Here is a 20349-nt window from a genome sequence, read left to right as displayed (position 1 = left end):
GGCCAGCTCTAGTTTCAATGCAAGCGTCCTCAAGTTGAGGAAACGCGGCAACGTTTCAGGTTGGCTCGGAAATGAGAAGCTGCGGGCGATCGCGTGTTCGTGGCACTCAACAAACTAGAATCTCCCACCGACCTATGGTAATTATTGCGAAGCGCCTGCCTCTCGTGCAGCCAACAACGGTTCATTGCGGGACTAGAAAGTCCCATAGAACTTTAACCTACATCGCAAGGCCAACGATCGATGGTGGCGACGTATATCAGCGCGACACTCAAGAATGGACGCCGCAGAGTCATATTTTGTTCAAAAAACCTCATGCCAACTAGCAGTCGATCGTCGCGGCCGGATAGGCGCCGTTTCATCACGAGCCCTGGCTTTCATGCCAGGTTTTTCGTGTGATCCGAGCGAACCCGGTGCAAGGCTGCGGCGAACGCATGTGGGCCCGCCGCTGGTCGCACGATCAGCGGCATCGAGCGAGCCGGAGGCTCTTGACCGCTAGAATTTGCGGCAGCGCTCACGCGTCGCCGAATTTCCAGACCGGAATCCCGAGCTTCTTTGCCTTGTCCGCGAGGTTGTCCTGGATGCCGGTGCCGGGGAAGTGCATCACGCCGATCGGCAGCGTCTCCAGCATCGCATCGTTGCGCCTAAAGGGAGCAGGCTTGGCATGCTTCGTCCAGTCGGGCTTGAAGGCGATCTGCGGGACCTTGCGGCTATCGGCCCATTTGGCGGCGATCAGTTCAGCGCCCTTGGACGATCCGCCGTGCAGCAGCACCATGTCCGGATGCTTGGCGTGCACCTGGTCAAGCTTAGCCCAGATTAGCCGGTAATCGTTGAATTCGAGACCGCCTGTCAACGCGACTTTCGGGCCGGGCGGCATGAGCACCTGGTTGTCGGCGCGCTTCTTCGCGGCCAGGAAATCGCGGCTGTCGATCATCGCTGAGGTCAGATTGCGGTGATTGACCCTCGATCCGTTGCGCGGCCGCCAAGCGGAGTGGGTGTGGCGTTCGAATTCGTCGGCGGCGTGGTCGCGCATCAGCTCGAAGGCGCCTCGTCGCTCGATCAGCGTCTGCCCTTCCGCCGTCAGTCGCTCCAGCTCGACGGATTTGATCTCGCTGCCGTCCTGCTCCTGCTGCGAGCGCTGCTGCGCCAGCTCGTTATCGTCGAGCTCGCGCTCGATCCTGTCGATAGCGCGATGGAAGACGTTCACCGTCGACCAGAGCAGGTCTTCAAGGTCGGGCTCCAGGCGAGTATCGGACAGCGCCACCACCAGGGCACCGAAGATGTCGGCGATGCTGCCGGCGAGGATGTGCGTTTCGGGGAGCGGCCTCGGATCGGGTTCGTCCTGGAAGGGGCGGTAGCCATAGAGCTGGAGCTCCTGGAGGACGTGGTCGGTTGGGGATGAGCCGTGGTGCTCGAAGTTGTTGTCGCGGTCGGTGGTCATTGCGGCTTTCCCTCGTCGGATCGACCGCGCCCATCGCGGCCTTCATGGCGACGAAAGCGGCGGGCGGAACGGACTTGCACCCGCAGCGCGAGCGGAGGGCCGCAGCCTTAGCGGAGGGCCGAAGGGGGCCGACTATTTTGCCTCGCGATGTAAAGGCGGCTCCGCCGCCGACGGAAAATAGTCGGTCCACGGAGGTTGCCGGTCCGGGCCGCTTGCCGCCCGATCGCCCTCTCAGAAGGCCGTGGGGAGGTCCTCTCCGGCGCTGAGGGGAACACGATCACCGGCCTCGCGATAACGAAGCGGCTGCGTCGCACCTCATCCCCGTTCCGGCTATGCCGCCAGTTCCATAAAGCGCGCGACGTCCCGCGCCGCGATCTGCACGCGGCTCGCGGCTCGAAGGGCGTCAAATCCGAGCAGGCGAAGATCCTCGTTGAAGTCGCCAAGCCGTGGCGAGATCACGATCGGCTCGATCCCGACCTCCTGCGCCCGATCGATCAAGGTTGCCATGGCGCCGTCACCGGCAGGATCGTTGTCGCGGGCGATGTAGAGCCGGCGGAGCGTGTCCGGGAGAAGGATGGCAGAGAGATGCGCCGCCGAGAGGGCTGCGACCATCGGCATGGTCGGCAGAGCACAGCGAAGCGACAGCATTGTCTCGATGCCCTCGCCGGCCGCCATGACCTCACCCGCTATGCCAAATCGAACGGCTTGGCCAAGCAGGTCACCCATCGCCCGCTTCGGCGTGTCGATCAGCGCCTTGCCGAGCGTCGTCTCGCTGAAGCCTCCGGGGTCAAGCCAGGTGCGATGCGCGCCGGTCAGGTGGCCGTTCAGATCGGTGACGGCGGCGATCATCGCCGGCCAGGTCTCGGTCGGGCTGTGGTCGTCGGGCCGGTAGTAACAACGTGGGTGAAAGCGCAGGCTTCCGGTTTCGTGCAAAGCGGTGATGCCACGATTGCGGAGATACGCTTCTACAAGTGTGCCTGCGATCGACTGCGACATGCCGAAGAGTCGCCGCGCCGCCTCCGGCGATCCGAGGGGCGCGGGCGATGTTCTCGACCGGATGCGATCTGGCTCATTCTCCAGTTCTGGACGCGGCAAGCTCAGAAAGCGTCGTGCCTCATTGGCGACATCGCGAAAGCTAGTGAAACCGCAGCTCTCGCGGATCACATCGAGGAGATCGCCATGTTCGGCCGAGGCGGCATCTCGCCAATGGCCGGCGGCGCCAGGAGCGGATTCCGGTCCGCTGAGCCGGACGAACATCGACCGGCCGGGCGTATTACGGACGTCGCCCACTGTCCAGTAGCGGCCCTGGCGCCTTCCGTCGGACAGATAATGGCGGCACACCGCCTCGGCGTCACGCGCGAGACGGCGGGCCAGCTCAGATGCGTTGTCGCGGGCCATCAGGCGGCCTCCCGCTCGCCGATGCGCACGACCTGATAGTGGTCGAGCACTTTTGCCAACGCCGCGGCGCCCGTCGCATCTGATGGCACGAACATGCGCAGCTTCCACGAGATGATCTCGCTGAAGAGGCCGTAGGCGCGCAGCCGGTCACGCATTGCATCAGTGAAGCCGGACAGCTCGATGCGATGGACGCCCATCACGCGGACACGGCGAAGCTGCAGATCCTCGGCGAGGTCGAGGACAGTGCGCCCCTCCATCAGCGCTGCGAAGGCTTCGGGTGGGGTCAAGCTGCAGGTAGCGGTCGCGCAAGCGTTCGCCGCCCAGGCTGGTGAGACCCTGCGACCGATGATGCGCTCACCCTCGTCGGTCTGGAGCCGATAGACTCGTGTCGACTCGTTCGGCAGCCGCTTCCAGATCGGCAACAGCAAGCCGGCGACGATGTGAAGGGTGCTCTCGGCGAACTCGGGGACGTCGACGACTTCGCCGTTCCATGCTGCGGCGAACGTCTCGCGCTCTGCAGGCTGCCAGTGGCTTTCGTCCATCATCTTCATCGAAGCATGATGGTGCTCCATCGGGCGGATCAGCCGCACGCGGCTCTCGATCTCGCCGTCATCGAGCATGAGGCTTGGCGCCGGAATCTGCACCGCGGCGCGCCCCGAGCGCTCGTTGACGAGTAGCACCGCGCGAGCATCGGCGAGATAATCGAACGCTTGATCCAGCGTCATGGGGCGATTGCGCCGGCGTTCGATGATGGTGAGCAGCCGGGTTTCCGCGCCGGTCGGGGGGTGCGTGTAGATCGGGCGCCGATCGGTGATGATGAAGCTCTCGGCCTGCAGGGTCTCCAGCCCGACATCGTAGACGCCGCTGGCGATGGCGCCCTCAACCTTGGCATTGAGGAGCTCCTCGAACGCCGTGAACAGCACACCTTGCAGATCGATGGTGAGCGCGAGCAGCCGGTTCAGGAACGTCGTGATCGGCGGCAGCTCGTCCTTGATGCCGTTCGCGTCCATGAGCTTCAGGCCCGTGGCGTCCTCGAAGGTCTGGAGCGAGCAGCCTTCGACCTTGCCGCGCACCAGCAGCAGATAGAGCTGGCGCAGCGCATCGCGGGCGTAGTGGCTCTCAAGATTGTCCTCGGGCCGGAACAGGCCCTGGCCGCCGGTCTGGCGCTGGCCGCGCGTGATCGCACCCAGCGTGTCGAGCCGGCGCGCAATGGTCGACAGGAAGCGCTTCTCCGCCTTCACGTCGGTCGCGATCGGCCGGAAGAGCGGCGGCTGTGCCTGGTTGGTGCGGTTCGTATGACCGAGACCCTGGATCGCGGCGTCAGCCTTCCAGCCCGGCTCGAGCAAATAATGGACCCGAAGCCGGCGATTCCGCGCCGAGAGTTCGGCGTGGTAGCTGCGGCCCGTGCCGCCAGCCTCGGAGAAGACAAGCACGCGCTTCAGGTCATCCATGAAGGCGGCGGTCTCTGCGAGATTGGCGGAGGCGGCACGGCTCTCGACGGCAAGGCGGTCACCCCTGCGCACCACGCGTCGCGAACGTCCGGTCACTTCCGCCACGAGGTCGGTGCCGAAACGCTGCACGATCTGGTCGAGCGCGCCGGGAACGGGCGGAAGCGAAGCGAGCCGCTCGATCAGCTCATTACGGCGGGCGACGGCCTCGCGGCTCTCGACCGGCTGGCCATCACGGAAGACCGGCCGCGACGAGAGATTGCCCTCGGCGTCGGTGAAGGGCTCATAGAGCTGCACCGGGAAGGAATGGGCGAGGTAATCCAGCAAGTACTCGCGCGGCGTGATGTCCACGCGCACGTCGTTCCATTCCGCAGGTGGGATTTCGGCAAGCCGGCGTTCCATCAGCGCCTCGCCGGTCGACACGATCTGGATCACAGCGGCATGGCCCTCGGCCAGATCCCGTTCGATCGAGCGGACCAGGGTCGGCGTCTTCATGCTGGTGAGCAGATGGCCGAAAAAACGCTGCTTGGCTGACTCGAAGGCCGAGCGCGCGGCCGACTTCGCCTGGCGGTTGAGCGTGCCAGTCTCGCCAGTGATGTTGGCGGCCTGCATTGCCGCGTCGAGGTGATTGTGGATGACGCTGAAGGCGCCGGCGTAGGCGTCGTAGATGCGCCGCTGCTCGTCGGTGAGCTGGTGCTCGACGAGCTCGTATTCGACGCCATCGTAGGAAAGCGAGCGGGCGGTGTAGAGACCGAGCGAGCGAAGGTCGCGGGAGAGCACCTCCATCGCCGCGACGCCGCCCTCCTCGATCGCCTCGACGAATTCAGCGCGGGTGGCGAACGGAAAATCCTCGCCGCCCCACAGGCCGAGCCGCTGGGCGTAGGCGAGGTTGTGGACGGTGGTGGCGCCAATGGCCGAGACATAGACAACGCGGGCATTGGGCAGCGCGTGCTGAAGTCGCAAGCCCGCACGACCCTGCTGCGAGGGCGCGACATCGCCCCGCTCGCCCTTGCCCCCACCGGCATTCTGCATGGCATGGCTCTCGTCGAAAATGATGACGCCGTCGAAGTCGGAGCTCAACCATTGAACAATCTGCCGGACGCGCGAAAGCTTCTCGCCGCGGTCGTCGGACCGTAGTGTAGGTTAAAAATAGGACGCCTTCGGCCAACCGGATCTCGCAGCCTTGAGGGAAGCGCGAGAGCGGCGTGACCAGCAGACGCTCCATGCCCAGCGCCGACCAGTCGCGCTGCGCGTCCTCGAGCAGCTTGTCGGACTTCGAGATCCAGACCGCCTTGCGCCGGCCTTGCAGCCAATTGTCGAGAATGATGCCGGCGGACTGGCGACCCTTGCCGGCGCCGGTGCCGTCCCCGAGCATGAAGCCTCGACGGAAACGGACCGCGTTCGGCGCGTCGTCGCGGGCGGCCGCGACCAGGTCGAAGGTCTCGTCAACCGTCCAAGAGCCGGCAAGATAGTCAACATGCGCCTCGCCAGCATAGATGACCGTCTCAAGCTGGGCGTCGGAGAGGATGCCATCACTGACGAGGCTGGCCGGCAGCCGGGGCCTGTAGCTCGGCTTCGGCGGCACGACCGAGGCCATCGCAGCCGACTGCACCAGCTTGGTCGGGTGCGCCTGCGCGCCGGGGATCCGGATCGATTGGAGCCGGTACTCTTCGTAGATGGCATCGCTGAGGCACGCCCCCTCGGGCGGGATCCAGTCGAATGTCTCATACGCGAGGTCGACGGCCTCGGGATCCGCGACCGACGCGCTGACCGACTGCGTGGTGGCCGGCGCGAGATAGCCGCGCACGGTGCGAGGCGCTGACGAGACTGACATGGGAAGCGCGCCGGTTGATGCGACGCTCAGGCGAGGTGGAACGCGTTCGCCGATCCAGCGGAGCAGCGTCGCGACATCGGGCGCCACTCCCGGCAATTCAGGGAACACGTTCGGGTCATCGGCCGGCGCCTTGTCGATAACGGTGAGACGTGTTTCGATGGTGGTGCCGTGCTTGGCATAGACCGCGCCGGCGATCGCGGCGGTGAACACCACGCGGCTGCGTTCCTGCAATCGGACGAGGGCGTCGCGCCAGGCTGAAGCGTCGGGTGAGAAGTTTGCGCCTGATATCGTGAGCCGGCCGCCATCGGCAAGACGCGCCAGGGCCGAGGCGATGTGACGGTACGCGGTATCGGGCATGCGGCCGGAAACGTTCGCCATCGCCGAGAACGGCGGGTTCATCAGCACGACACCTGGGACGACCGGGGGATCGAGGTGATCGTCGATCTGGGCCGCGTCGAAGCGCGTGACGGAAATGGCCGGAAAGAGGGAAGAAAGTAACGCGGCCCGAGTCTCGGCCAGTTCGTTCAAAACGAGGCCGCCGCCGGCGATCTCGGCAAGAATGGCGAGTAGCCCCGTGCCTGCGGACGGCTCGAGCACGCGATCGGCCGCCGTCATGGCGGCCGCGGTCAGCGCGGTCAGGCCGAGCTGGAGCGGTGTCGAGAATTGCTGGAAAGTCTCGCTTTCGACAGAGCGGCGCGTGTGGGTCGGCAGGAGCCCCGCGATCTTGTCCAAGGCGGAAAGTCGAGAAGCCGGAGAAGCGGCTTTGCGGAAGAGCGCCTTTCCGTATTTGCGTAGGAACAAGACGGTGGCGACCTCGCAAGCGTCATAGGTCATCTTCCAGTCCCACGCGCCCGTCGCATCGGATGCGCCGGAGGCCGCTTCCATTGCTGCGCGGAGAATCGCGGCGTCGATGCGCCGACCACGCTCGAGATGCGGAAGGAGATGACTCGCGGCAGCGATGATGACACTGGCGCCCTCGGGAGCGCGAACAGGCGAGATCGGCGCGGCCTGATCGGCCGCGATCGGGGAAAGGTCAGTCATGGAGGAAGCCTTCAGGAGAGCGGGAACGGGCGAGCCGATCGGCGCTCTCTCTGACCGCGCCGGCTCAAACCCGTCCCGGCCGTCCTCTCCCTCTCAGCATCAAGGCGGTGCCCGACATGAGAAACGGCGCCCCCCGGATGGCGGCGCGCCGTGTACGGAGCATTCATCAGTATCCGAGCAGCCAAGATGGCGAGGCTTGGCCGTCATCAGCGACGGCGACCGCTTCCGCGCGGTAGTTTTCGTCGCCTTCGACGAAGATGACGATGTATTTCGTCACGACGCAGCTCCCTCGATCGGATCATTTTCGCCCGCCAGAATGGCCTCGGCCTTTGCGATGGCGACGTCCGCGCGTCGGCGCCAAAGCTCGACATCCACTGAGCCTTCCTCCGGAGCGTGGATGAGTATCTTGAGCAGACCGAGCAGCACCTCGAAATGGCCGGCCTTGCGCTGGACCTGCTCGCCGAAACGTGAGGGAAACGCCAGGCGCCGGCCGCTAAAGGCAGCGTCGCGGCCTTCCCAGGCACCGGTAACATAGGTATCGCCAGACGTTTCAACGTCCGACCTGTTGTCGTCCCAGCCCTCGTCGGCGATCGCGAGATCGCAGGCTTGGTCGAGCGTTTCGGCTTCGTAGGTTCGCTGCCGATAGATCGGCAAATGATAGGTCGTCTCGATGGTGAAGAAGGGCACGATAGCCTCCAGAATGCAAAAGCCCGGCTCGCGCCAGGCTTTGGTGAGAATGGCAGTGAAAAGACGCGGGACGGCCGAAGCCGCCCCGCGTGCTCGAGCTATTCGGCCGCGATCATGCGCGACTCGTCCGCTTCGTCGTCGCCGGCGAGGAATTCCGGCAGCGCCTCGCCATCGCCCTCGGGCTCAGCGGCATCGACAGCCGCCGCCAGTTGGGCGTCGGGCATCCGCAGGGGCTCGGGCAGCCAGCCGGCCTCGGCCAGGAGGCGCTCGGCCTCCTTGGCCATGTCGCCCTTCTTCAGATGATCGATGAGCTGCGCGGCCTGCTCGCCGGCCCCCTCCCGCACCGCCTCCAGGATGCGGAGCTTCGGGACGCGGCCGAGATAGTTCTCGACGGTCGGGCGCCAACCGGACTCCACCATGTCGAGATCGACGGCCCGGGCGATGCGATCGGCCTCAGTGATCCGGTGCTCGACGGTGTGCGGCGTGATGCCGCCGCCGTAGCGGTCGCCCTTCTCGTAGAGCGCGTTGACGCCGAATGAGGCGCAGTGCGCGAAGAGCGCCGCCTGCTCGTCGGCGGTGAGGCCGCTGAGCCAGTCCCAGAGATTGGCCTTGTCCCTGGGCAGGCGCTCGTCCCAGGTCTTGTGGCGCGCGTCGATTGCCTTGGCCGCCGAGCTGTCCTTTAAACCCGGCGCCTGCACCGGGAAGCTAGCGTTGCGCACTGAGACCTCCATTGCCGTTCCGTAGGAGGAATAGCGGATGAAGACGTCGAGGCAGAATTTGTGCAGCACCGATTGGAAAGCGACCGAAGGCGTGATCGCCAACTTGTCGCGCAGCGCCAAAGTCCGCTCCGCCGTGAGCTCGGTGAGCAGGCGGTCCGGCAGCGGTTTCACCGCATCATCATCCTCGTCCTCGGGCTCCTCATCCTGCCCGCCGATGGTGATGACGGCGCGCTGGATAGCCGGCGCTGATGGTTCAGCACCGTCCAGGGCCGCGGCATCGGGTTCACTGCCCCTGCCCTGCTCTGGCTCCGTCACGGGCACTTCGTCCTCGGGTCGGACGTAGCCCCGATCAACCAAGAGCTTGCCTTCGGCGTCGATGCCGACGAACACGCCCGCGCGGGCGATGTCGGCAGGCTGATAGATGACGGGTCGATCATTGAAGGCGCCGAGGGCCGTCTCGATTTCGCCAAGTCGCTGGTCTACCTCGTCGGGTAGCTCATCCGCGCCGTCATGCTCGGCTTGGAGCCTGACATATTCGGCCTCGAGCGCCTCGATGGCCGCCTGCTCTTCGGTGGTGAGATCGGCAAGTACGCCGTCCAGCTCGCGCAAGCCGCGAGCATGGCCGTAGGGGAAGTCGATCGCGACCTCCATCCACTTCCAGCCTTCGGCGGCGATCGTTTCCGCCTCCGCCTTCAACTTCTCAGCGACCAGACGGTCGAGCAGAGCGATGTCCTCAAGCCAACCGCCATCGTCGGACTGGAACAAGTCGCGCAGCACCACGCCACCGGCCGCCTCGTAGGCGTCGAGGCCGACAAACACGGCGCGCCGGTCGGAGGCGCGCACCGTTTTCTCCGTCAACATGCGGCGGATTTGATAGGGCTCCTTCTGCCAAGAGCTAGAGATGGCCTGCCAGACCTGCTCCTGGCGGCCGTGATCCGCGGTGACGGTGAAGGCCATCAACTGCTCGAGCGACATGCCGTCGTCGGCATAGACGTCGAGCAGCGCGGGCGAGACCGAGGCGAGACGCAGGCGCTGCTTCACGACGTTGACCGAGGTGAAGAAGGCAGCCGCGATGTCCTCCTCGGTCCGGCCCTTCTCACGCTGAGTCAGGAAGGCGCGGAATTGGTCGAGCGGGTGCAGCGGCTCGCGCTGGACGTTCTCGGCGAGCGAGTCGTCCTCGCCGAGAATGCCGGTCGCCGGATCGCGCACGACACAGGGCACCGGCGCGGTCTTGGCCAGGCGCTTCTGTTTCACCAGCAGCTGCAGCGCCCGATAGCGGCGTCCGCCGGCCGGGATCTCGAACATGCCGGTCTCGCCCTCCGCGTCGAGGACCGGCCGGACATTGAGGCTTTGGAGCAGGGTACGCCGGGCGATGTCCTCGGCCAGCTCCTCGATGGAGACGCCGGCCTTCACACGCCGGACGTTTGACTGGCTGAGCACCAGCTTATTGAAGGGAATGTCGCGCGAGGACGACAGGGTGATCTTCTGAACGGCAGTAGCCATGGGTGATACTCCGCGACGGGCAACCCAAAGTCTCTCTCTGGATCTCCAACCCGTCATGAAGCGCGGCGCCGCCCTCTTCCTCTCAAGGGCAGCGTCGCAAACCGACGATCAGGACAAACGGAAAGGCACGAAGCCGGAGACACGCCTTTCCGCATCTTTCGGCTTTCCGGGTATCAGGCTGCGCGGTCGAGCAGCGTCTTCGCGCGCGCCTCCATATCGAGTCGTGCATCCTGATGGGTCTTGCCCCGCGCAACCGCTGTGATGCCTTGCACGAAATCGAACACGCTTTCGGGCTTGCGGCCTTCCTCCGTTAACACCCTCTCGATGATCTTCGCCGTCTCGGCCTTCGAGAAGCCGCGCTTGCGCAGGAACTCGTTGCGGTCGTCGTCAGTGCGCGCGACGATCTTCTCCCGTGCGGCCTTGATGCCGTTGACGAAGGGCATCGGTGAGGAATTGGCAAAGCTGGCCAGCGCCGGGGCCGCCTCGTGGGCAAACCGCGAAGCGGCGTATTTGGAGTGGCGGATGGTGATCTCCTCGAAATCTTCCACGCCCCATAAATTGCGGTTCTGGCAGACGGCGCGGAGATAGAAGCTCGCCATGCCGAGCGTCTTCGCTCCCACCTCGGAATTCCAGCAGTAGAACCCGCGGAAATAGAGGTCGGGCGAACCGTCGCGCAGCCGGCCGGCCTCGATCGGATTGAGATCGTCGACCAGGAACAGGAAGACATCACGATCGGACGCGTAGAGCGTCGTCGTATCCTGGCTGATATCAACGTTCGGATTGTAGACGCCAGTCGACCAGTCGAGCACGCCAGGCACCTTCCAGCGTGTGTCGCCCGTGCCATTGCCGGCGATGCGCTGAACGGCTGCCACGAGTTCGTGGTCAAAGATGCGCCCGTAGGTGGGCCCGGTGACTGCACGTAGCTCGACTCGACCCTCTTCGATCTCGAGCGTCTTCATCTGCTCGGCGGAACGAGAGGTCAAGCCGTATTGCAGGTTAATGCCGGCCAGCGGCGCCGGCAGCTGACGGAGGTAAGCCGCCGGCGCTCCAACCAGGCTGGCAAGTTGGCCGAAGCTCCAGTGCGTCGGTGCGATCGGCGCGTCGGAGCCGGGCAGAGTCAGCGTCAGGCGCTCGGGGTTGCCGCGGTTGGCATCAACCCGAATCGCAGCGCTGTCGACCGTTCGGATCCGGCTACGCTCGGTCCGGCGGTGCACGGCGGCGTAGAGGTCTGACAGCGAGAGATAACGCTCATCCGCTGGTCGCGAGAACCACTCCGACGATACGCGGCCGACGCGCTCGCCGCGGGTCACGTCCACCTTGTAGCCGCCGACGTGGTCGCGGCCAGCGCTCAGAACTTCGACTTGGATCATGGTTCATCTCCACGACAGGCGCCGGAGGCCTCTCCTCCGTTCTTCAACCCGTCATGGCGAAGCCGGTCCGCCCTCTCACTCTAATGGGGCATTGCGGGGTTTCCCCGCAGAAGGGGTCGGCCGAGACCTCGGCTCGGCCGCAGGGGAAAGCTTTCCCCATAAAGGCACGTAGTTTCAAGGAAGCGTCATTCTCCTTTGGTTAGTCGCGGTGTATTGTCAGAAGCAAACAACTGGGGGCTAAATGCGTGGAAGGTGAAGCAGAGCCGGCAGATTCGCCGGAGGCATTTCTTACGACATTGGGAGAAAGCCTGAAGCAAAGAGAAGGTGTCGATGCCGGCCTAGCGGAGATCCTGAAGACGTACATCCTGAAGGCGGCGCCCGCTCAGAACCCCGTCGCTCAGGCCAAGGATGCCATCCTGAAACTCGCAGGCGAACGTGCCAATCCTCCAAAACCGGAGGTGGCCAATGGCTGACCCTTACTTCCTCCAATCCTTGGGACTTTCCGGGTTCCGCGCGTATCTCCAACCAAAGACGTTCGATTTCAGCAAAAAACGCTGTCTGGCGATCTTCGCGCCGAATGGCAGCGGCAAGTCCAGTGTCATCGATGCGCTGGAATTCATGTTCTCCAAGGATGGCACACTCGAAAGGCTCGGGCAGCGCACTATCAACAATCAGGCCGGCCCCGTCGCAATGGCGCACAATCTGTCGGAGGAGGCGAAGATCGCTCCGGCGGTCACGATTGGCGTCGTTTCGGGCAAGGATGCCACCAACGGCAGCCGACCGGCGACGGGGACGAAGCGACCGATACCGGCGGTGGCCACGACTTTGAACGCCTGCTTCGCGGTGCCGCCGATCATCCGCGGGCATGCGCTGCGCACGTTCGTCGAAATCCACACGCCCGAACAGCGCTACACGGATGTCGCCAATTGGCTGCAGCTTGGCCCGCTGGTCGAGGTGCAGAAGAATATTCGCGCGCTGCGCACGCAGGTGAAGGCTGCCTCAGAGGACGGCACGGCACTGCAGCGCGCAGACACCCAGCTTGCTCGGAAGACGGCCCAGGTGGTGAAAGCCTGGGATTCGGTGGCGATCCTCGCTTACGCCAACACGTCGGTCTTGGCTCCGCTCGACGCGGTGCTAGTGCTGATGGCGCTGACGGCTGGTGATCCGGCCTATATCGAGCTGGAAGTGCGAGCCAAGGCCGAAGAGAACAAGATAGGGCTTGCAGGCCTGCGTCAGATCAGCAATGCGGCGGCCGCTTTGTGGTCTGAGGTAACGGACGCGGAGAGCGGCAAGACCGTCGTCGGCGGCGCTATTCCGACCTTTGATGCGGCCTTGGGGGCGCTGTCGGCCGCCGTCGCGGAGGAAGCGGAGGAGCGCGGCAAGGCGGCGAGCACTATGTTTCAGGCTTTGTGGAAAGCCGCAGAGCCGCTTTTCGCCGAAGGTGTACCGGCGCCTGCTGTATGCCCAGTCTGTGAAACGCCCGTAACCGACTCGGCGGCGGGCAGTGCCGGGGCCATCCGAGAACATATCGCCAAGCATCTGGAAGAGCTGGCCGATTATGCCGCCGCCAAGAAGGTGCTCGACGCAGCCAAGACCGCGGCGACCAAAGCTCATACCCAATTGGTGGCGGCGTTACCGGGGCTTATTGGCCTCCTCGGCGACGATGAAGCGAAACTGAAAGCCGATCTCATCGCATATCAAACTGGCATCGCCGGCTGGCCTCAGGCTGCCGTGCCGGCTTCGGCCGATATCGTTGCCTCGATCGCCAAGCTGCTCGCTATGCTCGATCAGGCCATCGTCGACATCGAGTCGAAGCAAGGCGACCACACCTATATCAAAGCCAAGACGAAGATCGATCGGCTGCTGGAGCTACAGAGCGAGCGGGACCTCGCCCTACGGACGCGAACACAGCTGGGGAAACTCTCCGACGCGTTGACGGCGCAGGCGACGATAATCTCGGCCGAGATCCGCAAGAAGGTGCAGACTCTGCTCGACAAGCTTCAGACGCCGATGAACGACATCTACAAGCGGATCCAGGGCGCTGGCGCCGCGCCAATCCGGTTGGAGTTGCCGGCGGAAGACGACACGAACCAGCAGCGGCTCAACCTCCTGATCGATTTCGCCAAGAACCGCACGGGCGTGCAGCCGGGTGGCTATTTGAGCGACTCCCAGATCCATTCGGTGGCGCTGGCGTTGCGCATGGCTGCAATCAAGCAATTTAATGCAGGCGCGCCCATCATCGCGCTCGACGACATCGTGACCTCCTACGATGCGGATCATAGGCGCACTATTGCCGGACTCATCGCCACCATGTTCGGAGACTGCCAGATCCTGATCACCACGCACGACGAGCGGTTCTTCAATTATTTGAAGGATCAGCTCGAGGCGAAAGCGTGGCACTTCACCCGGATCATTGGCCTCGATCCGGCCTACGGGCCGCGTTTCGCTGATCACAAGGTCAGCGATGAGATGATCGAGGCGCGTTGGGCGGCGGGCCAGTCGGCGGCCAACGAGATGCGCCAGGCGGAGGAGGAGTGGCTTCTCGGCATCTGTCGGGATTTCGGGGTCAGCGTCCGCATCCGACCGCTGGAGAGGGCCTATTCCTACGAACGCAGCGAATTGGCCTCTGCGCTCGCCGGCCTGCTCAAGGATGCCAAGCTAGTGCCGGCGCTGGTGCCGGGCGTCAACAACCGCTTCCTCGACAGTCTGGTGAAGGGCGAGATCGAGAATTTCGGCAGCCACTTCCAGGACGGGCCCTATGGCGACAGTTCGATTGGTGACGAGAAAGCGCGCTGGGAGGAGTTCAAGACCTTCCGCAGCCAGTTTGCCTGCAAGAAGTGCAGTCGAACGAAATTCCAGCGGCCCTTTACTCTCAAAAAGCCGGTATGTGCGCATAATGGCTGCGAGGCGCAGTTCGAGTTTGCGGCAGCAGCAGGGGCGGCTTGAATGGGGGGGGCGTTCGAGACCCGTCGAGCTGGCGACACGCAGCTTCGAGAAGCAAGGCGACGCAACGGCGTTCTTCAAGGCCATGCTGAACCGCCACCAGCCCGGTGAGCGAGTGAGCGACGAGGATGGCCTCGACGTTGCCGCTCTTCTCGAACGCCACACCGAATATGTTGCCAAGGTGGGCTGTGGCGTCAGCCATTTTCAGGTTATGATGACCGAGCATGGGACGCAATGCTTCCGGATCATCCGCACCGACGGCAGCGGCACGGATTTCTCCTATCCGCACTGCATCTCCCAGCGACCACCCAGCCGTAAGCAGGAGGTCGCCCAAGCCTTTCGACGCGCGGTGCGCTTCGATCTCTACAAGGCCCGCGATAATCTCTTCGCCACCCACAGCGGTTCTGACGGTCTGGTTTCCTGCGCCGTGACGGGCGAACGCATCGCGCAGGACGAGGGGCATATGGATCACCGTCCACCGATGACCTTCGAGGTCATCGTGACGACGTTTCTTTGCGGGCGCGGGCTATCACTCGACAATGTGCCGCTCACGACAGGCAAGGATGATCAAGTCTCGCCTGAGGTGACGGATAATGCCCTGAGCGAGGCGTTTCGAGCCTACCACGCTGGGATTGCGCGGCTCGATTTCGTGCGGAATACGGTCAATCTGGCACAAGCCAGTCGGCATCGGCTGAAGGACGGCCGGATTACGCTGACAGGATAGCCACTGCCGGTCATGAGCGTTTCGCCGCGCGTTCCCGTCTCACCGGGCACTAGGAAAATATTAAGTCGGCGACGATGCCGTCGTCGTCCGACACCACTCGGTCAAGCTTCGAGGAAGGATGGGGATGGGCGATGATTCGGGGATTTTCAAGCCAACGACCTTGTGATAAAACATCTGCTATATCTTTCCAGATCAGAGGAAACGTCACACTCCATGCCGTCCACCAGCGCCCAGCGACTTCGCGCGCTCGACCTCCTGAAGACCCGAGGAATGCTCCGGCTGAAGGATTTCATCGCCGAAGGCATCGGCCCGGAGACGCTTGCCCGTCTTGTTCGGGAGGAGGCAGTCGTCCGCCCAGCACGTGGGCTCTATCAACTCCCCGACGCCCACCTCGAGGCTGCCCATACCCTCGCCGAGGCAGCAGTTCTGGTTCCAAAGGGTGTGGTCTGTCTTACCTCGGCCCTCCAATACCACGAACTGACGCTGCAGATGCCGTCGGCTGTATGGATGGCGATCGATCGCTCCGCCTGGCGACCCAAGATCGATTATCCACCTATCCGGTTCGTGCGATTCACCGGATCGGCGCTTACCGAAGGGATCGAGCGTCACCGCATTGAGAATGTCGACGTTCCTATCACGGATCCGGCGAGGACAATTGTCGATTGCTTTCGCTACCGAACCAAGATCGGCCTTGACGTCGCGATGGAGGGGCTGCGCGAAGGCCTCCGCCGTCGCCGATGCAAGCCGGATCAACTCTGGCATTACGCTCGCAAGGCGCGGGTCTGGTCGGTCATGCGTCCCTACGTCGAAGCAATGGTGTCCGATGGCGCGTGAGCCTCGCAACATCGGCGCATCAGTGCGAGCGCGGCTCCTCGATCGGGCACGTGCCGAGCGATCGGACTTCCAGATTCTCCTGACGCGATATGCGCTCGAGCGTCTGCTCTACCGGCTAAGCGCGTCGCCGCACCGCGACCGCTTCATCCTCAAAGGTGCGATGCTCTTCGTGACCTGGATAGCCGATCCGTTTCGGCCTACGCGCGATCTGGATCTGCTTGGCCACGGCGACCGCGACACCGAAGCCATTGCCGAAACCTTCCGGGCCATTTGTGCGCAGCCGGTCGTCGATGACGGTGTGACGTTTGATGTCGCAGCGCTGATGGCGACCCCGATTCGTGAGGAGCTGGAATATGGTGGCGTGCGGGTCCGCACAACGGCAACTATCGCCGGGGCGCGTATTCCGATCCAGGTCGACATCGGTTTCGGCGACGCCATTACACCCGCGGCGGTCGAGATCGACTATCCCACCCTGCTGGACGCCCCAACGCCGCACCTTCGCGCATATCCGGTCGAAACAGTGGTAGCTGAGAAATTCGCAGCGCTCGTGACGCTCGGCGTGGCCAACAGTCGGCTCAAGGATTTCTATGATCTCTGGGTAATCTCCCGAACATTCGAGCTTCGCCGGGCCGCTCTTGCCGAGGCAATTCAGCGGACCTTCGAGCGACGCGGAACGGTCCTCCCATCCGTTGTCCCGGTCGGTCTGACCGATGAATTCGCGGAAACATGGGCCGCCCAGTGGCGCGCCTTCCTGGAGCGCGATCGGATGGCAGCCGCACCGGATGCTTTTGCCGTTACCGTCGCCGATCTCCGCCTCTTCTTGATGCCCCTGGTCGTCGGATTGAAAGAAGAACGAATTTGGCCGCCGAGCGGGCCATGGTCGCCGGGAGCAGCAATCGATGAGGCATAGCGGGATCATAAATTTACTCCGTTCCGCATGGCGCGATTGACGAAGAAAAGAGCCGCGATCGCGGTTTGGGGGTAAGTATGGATAAGAAGCACTTTTATCGCGTAGGCAGTCACTCAGGCGCCTGGGACGATCTACCCACTGACCCAGATGAATTGGATTCCCTGACCAATAGCGCTCGAAAGCATATCGAGCCGTGGCTCTCTGCTGTTTTCCAAGCAGAGCACCTCAACCTGCTGCTCGGCAGTGGGTTCACCACAGCGGTTGGTTACCTGGGGGGCGTAGGGGCCACAGGCATGGCCAAGGTTACATTTGGCACGTCATATGACGCCGCGATCGACGCGCACGCCCAGGCCGGAGCGACGGCGATGAAAAGAGGTGCGGCAAACATCGAAGATCAGTTTCGAAGTGCGCTTGCTCTGCTCGAGGGGTTGGGGGTCATCGACAAGGGAGCAGAAAACACCCTCAAGAAGGGCATCGACGCCCAGATGTCTGGCTTTCTCACTTCATTGTTGAAGACGGAAAGCGGGATTGTTGCTGGAAAGGATCCCGCTTCAAAAGATGCTGCCCTAGGTGCTCTGCAATCATTCCTGCTGAGTTTTGCGAGCCGCGCTGCATCTCGTGAACGTTTGCACGTCTTCACAACAAACTACGACCGCCTGATCGAACATGGTTGCGATTTTGCAGGTCTTCGGATCATCGATAGATTTGTCGGTGCCCTGAACCCGGTCTTCCGGGCGTCGCGCGTTGAAGTTGATGTCCACTACAATCCACCCGGCATTCGGGGTGAGCCGCGGTTCATGGAGGGCGTCATTCGCCTCACTAAGCTCCATGGTTCACTGGACTGGTTTTTTGATAAGGACGAACGGCGGATCTATCGCAAGGGCATCCCATTCGGAGCGCCTGCGGATCATACCGACATTCCCAAAGAACCCGTCGATACGGTCATGATCTACCCCAATCCTGCGAAGGACGTCGAAACAACGCAATATCCGTATGCGGAGCTCTTTCGCGATTTTGCGGCCGCAGCTTGCCGACCTAACGCCGTTGTCGTGACCTACGGATATGGGTTCGGCGACGATCACGTGAATCGGGTGCTATTCGATATGCTCACGATTCCGTCGACCCATTTGGTGATCATGGCCTATGCGGCGGACGATCGCCTCAAAGCATTTGTTGAAAAGACGCGCGATGCACAGGTCTCGCTGCTGATCGGGCCGCATTTCTCGGATCTTGCAACGTTGGTCGCAAACTACCTGCCAAAACCGGCGCTCGACTACATATCGGGTCGAGTGACGGAATTGTTGAAGCATCGCCCAGGCGATCCGAAACTCAACGATCCGGCTACTGTGCCGCTTTCAGCGACTGCAACCGGGCCGATATGAGGCGATCATGACAACTCCAATCGAACGATTGTCGGGCCTTGTTGTCGGTGTCGTCGAATCGGTTGCGCCTGACGAAGTTCGGGCGCTTCTTGAACTGGACGCTCCGCACTCCACGGCATTGAATACTGGAGTTCCGGCGGGGTTTCCGCGTCTCAATGGGTATGTGCTCATCCCAAATGAAGCGGGCGCGACAGTCGCCTACATAACCTGGATTGGGATCGAACGCTCTCCTTATCCAAAGCGCTCTGGCCTGAAAGACTTCGGCCTGATTGATCTTCCATTCCCGCTCCGAAAGATGTCGCTATCGCCGGTGGGAACGCTGACCTCTCGGCGCGACCGCGCCTCGGGTATGACCAGATACGAACTCTCCCGTGGCGTGGTCGCGTTTCCGTCAGTGGGGGACCAAGTTCTTATCCCGACCGCCCCGCAGATCGAAGCCATCGTGGGCGCGAGGGACGACGATAAGAGAGTCAGAATAGGATCGTCGCCGATGGCGTCGAGCGCGGCCATCATGGTGGACCCTGACAAGCTTTTCGGTCGGCATCTGGCCGTATTGGGAAACACCGGTAGCGGTAAATCATGCACGGTGGCGGGTCTGATTCGATGGTCTATGGAGGCCGCAGAGAAGTCCCTCAAGGAGGCTGGCAAGACGGGGGTGCCCAACGCGCGGTTCATCGTTCTCGATCCCAATGGCGAATATGCCAGAGCTTTCGCTGATCGCGGAGACGAGCTGCGGTTGTTTCGTGTTCCGCCCGTGACGGGAGGAGAGCGGCCGCTCGATGTCCCTGCGTGGCTCTGGAGCGGGCACGAGTGGACCGCAGTCGCTCACGCCCAGCCAGGGGCACAACGCCCGTTGCTGATGCAGGGGCTGAGGGAGCTGAAGGCCGGCCAAACGGAGGGAGTTCCCAGAGAGGCGATGATTCGGCGCTACCTTGGTTCTTATTCGATTCGGATCTCGGCGATGCTGAACACTGGCACACAGGCTTTCGGGGGCGCAGCAAAAGCAAGATTCGAGTGCGCACGGCTCCTTGAAACGATCGCGTCAGATTGTTCGCAGTTTGGCGGGGAGACCCTCGGTACCGCTAGTGGCGCTCTTGCAGCGATTTCCACGACGATCACGGGAATTGTAGATGGCCGGCGATCAGGTAATTTCTTCAACGATTTTACGATTTCCGACCTCGAAACGATCCGCAGTGCGCTGGACACATTGGCTCAAACGCTGCCGGATATCGGTCACGCAACCCTTATCAGTGAGGACGCCCCACAGTTCTTCGACGTAAATATTCTCGCCGAGCATCTTGACCGGGTGGCAACCGAGCAAGGAGGTAATCTCGCGGGGTTTATCTCGACGCTCGGGCTGCGGATTCGCGGTATGCTCGCTGATCAGCGGCTCGGCGCCGTGATCGGTCGCGATCCACCGACTTCCTTTGAATCCTGGCTAAAGGACTATATCGGCGACGACGGGGCGAGTAACGGCCAGATCGCGGTTGTCGATCTGTCTCTTGTTCCGTCCGAAATCGTCCACATCGTCGTTTCAGTTTTGGCGCGGCTGGTCTTCGAATCGCTTCAGCGATATCGCCGTGGCCATCCGAAGGGCCAGACCTTGCCGACCGTACTCGTGTTGGAGGAAGCCCACACATTCGTTCGACGCGGTAAAGATGATGATGGTCCTGCGTCATCTCCAACCCAACTTTGTCGCGAGGTGTTCGAGCGTATCGCTCGAGAGGGGCGCAAGTTCGGGCTCGGGCTCGTCCTTTCGTCGCAGCGACCATCGGAGCTCTCTCCAACGGTTCTCGCCCAATGCAACACGTTTGTGCTGCACCGTATCGTCAATGACGCGGACCAGAACCTCGTCGCACGCCTTGTCCCAGACAATGTAGGTGGACTCTTGCGTGAACTGCCGAGTCTTCCGTCCCGCCAAGCGGTTCTTTTGGGCTGGGCAGCGCCGATCCCGGTGCTGGTTGAGGTCGATGAATTGCCCGATGCGCAGCGGCCGCAGTCGGCGGACCCGGATTTCTGGAAGGTGTGGACGCTTACCGAAGAGCGTGGCGTCGATTGGGGCGCAATCTCCGAAGAATGGTCGGGCGCTCCTCCGGTGCATGATCCGGAGGAATAATA

Annotated in this window: 12 protein-coding genes and 1 pseudogene; 7 read left to right on the top strand and 6 right to left on the bottom strand. The window is 63.0% G+C overall.

Annotated features, from left to right (window positions below):
- Positions 1-511: 511 nt before the first annotated feature.
- The 6 genes and pseudogenes from ACE10W_RS06485 to ACE10W_RS06460 all read right to left on the bottom strand — a co-directional run bounded on the left by ACE10W_RS06485 (position 512) and on the right by ACE10W_RS06460 (position 11438).
- The gene (locus tag ACE10W_RS06485; RefSeq protein WP_011084737.1) at positions 512-1438 is read right to left on the bottom strand and encodes a DUF2493 domain-containing protein; all 927 of its coding nucleotides are present in this window, start codon (positions 1436-1438) and stop codon (positions 512-514) included.
- Between the two features lie 330 nt (positions 1439-1768).
- Entirely contained in the window at positions 1769-2836 is a 1068-nt protein-coding gene (locus ACE10W_RS06480) for a toprim domain-containing protein (protein ID WP_375762587.1), read from the bottom strand.
- A pseudogene (locus ACE10W_RS06475) lies at positions 2836-7159 on the bottom strand (strawberry notch-like NTP hydrolase domain-containing protein). The gene ACE10W_RS06480 and the pseudogene ACE10W_RS06475 overlap by 1 nt, the downstream one beginning before the upstream one ends.
- A gap of 273 nt (positions 7160-7432) precedes the next feature.
- Entirely contained in the window at positions 7433-7846 is a 414-nt protein-coding gene (locus tag ACE10W_RS06470) for a hypothetical protein (protein ID WP_028176020.1), read from the bottom strand.
- A 98-nt stretch (positions 7847-7944) separates the two neighbouring features.
- Complete coding sequence (locus ACE10W_RS06465) at positions 7945-10068, bottom strand: ParB/RepB/Spo0J family partition protein (RefSeq protein WP_375762586.1); 2124 nt, start codon at positions 10066-10068, stop codon at positions 7945-7947.
- A 173-nt stretch (positions 10069-10241) separates the two neighbouring features.
- Positions 10242-11438: a hypothetical protein gene (locus ACE10W_RS06460; protein ID WP_011084732.1), complete on the bottom strand. Its 1197-nt coding sequence runs from the start codon at positions 11436-11438 to the stop codon at positions 10242-10244.
- A 245-nt stretch (positions 11439-11683) separates the two neighbouring features.
- On the opposite strand from ACE10W_RS06460, the gene ACE10W_RS06455 reads away from it, so the two are divergent.
- The 7 genes from ACE10W_RS06455 (at position 11684) to ACE10W_RS06425 (ending at position 20347) form a co-directional block, all read left to right on the top strand.
- Entirely contained in the window at positions 11684-11911 is a 228-nt protein-coding gene (locus ACE10W_RS06455) for a hypothetical protein (RefSeq protein ID WP_131234255.1), read from the top strand.
- The gene (locus ACE10W_RS06450; RefSeq protein WP_231166584.1) at positions 11904-14384 is read left to right on the top strand and encodes an AAA family ATPase; all 2481 of its coding nucleotides are present in this window, start codon (positions 11904-11906) and stop codon (positions 14382-14384) included. The genes ACE10W_RS06455 and ACE10W_RS06450 overlap by 8 nt, the downstream gene beginning before the upstream one ends.
- Complete coding sequence (locus ACE10W_RS06445; RefSeq protein ID WP_018647872.1) at positions 14359-15105, top strand: DCL family protein; 747 nt, start codon at positions 14359-14361, stop codon at positions 15103-15105. The genes ACE10W_RS06450 and ACE10W_RS06445 overlap by 26 nt, the downstream gene beginning before the upstream one ends.
- 213 nt (positions 15106-15318) lie before the next feature.
- Positions 15319-15939 carry a type IV toxin-antitoxin system AbiEi family antitoxin domain-containing protein gene (locus ACE10W_RS06440; protein ID WP_026312796.1) on the top strand — a complete coding sequence of 207 codons (621 nt, stop codon included), beginning with the start codon at positions 15319-15321 and terminating at the stop codon, positions 15937-15939.
- Positions 15929-16849: a nucleotidyl transferase AbiEii/AbiGii toxin family protein gene (locus tag ACE10W_RS06435; RefSeq protein ID WP_018647871.1), complete on the top strand. Its 921-nt coding sequence runs from the start codon at positions 15929-15931 to the stop codon at positions 16847-16849. Before ACE10W_RS06440 ends, ACE10W_RS06435 begins: the two co-directional genes overlap by 11 nt.
- Positions 16850-16926: 77 nt before the next feature.
- The gene (locus tag ACE10W_RS06430) at positions 16927-18231 is read left to right on the top strand and encodes an SIR2 family protein (RefSeq protein WP_011084727.1); all 1305 of its coding nucleotides are present in this window, start codon (positions 16927-16929) and stop codon (positions 18229-18231) included.
- A 7-nt stretch (positions 18232-18238) separates the two neighbouring features.
- A complete protein-coding gene (locus ACE10W_RS06425; RefSeq protein WP_011084726.1) occupies positions 18239-20347 on the top strand; it encodes an ATP-binding protein in 2109 nt (702 codons plus the stop codon).
- The last annotated feature ends 2 nt before the right edge of the window (positions 20348-20349 follow it).

This window comes from Bradyrhizobium sp. B025, assembly GCF_042257955.1.
GTDB lineage: Bacteria > Pseudomonadota > Alphaproteobacteria > Rhizobiales > Xanthobacteraceae > Bradyrhizobium > Bradyrhizobium diazoefficiens.
This window is presented reverse-complemented; position numbering and strand designations above follow the sequence as displayed.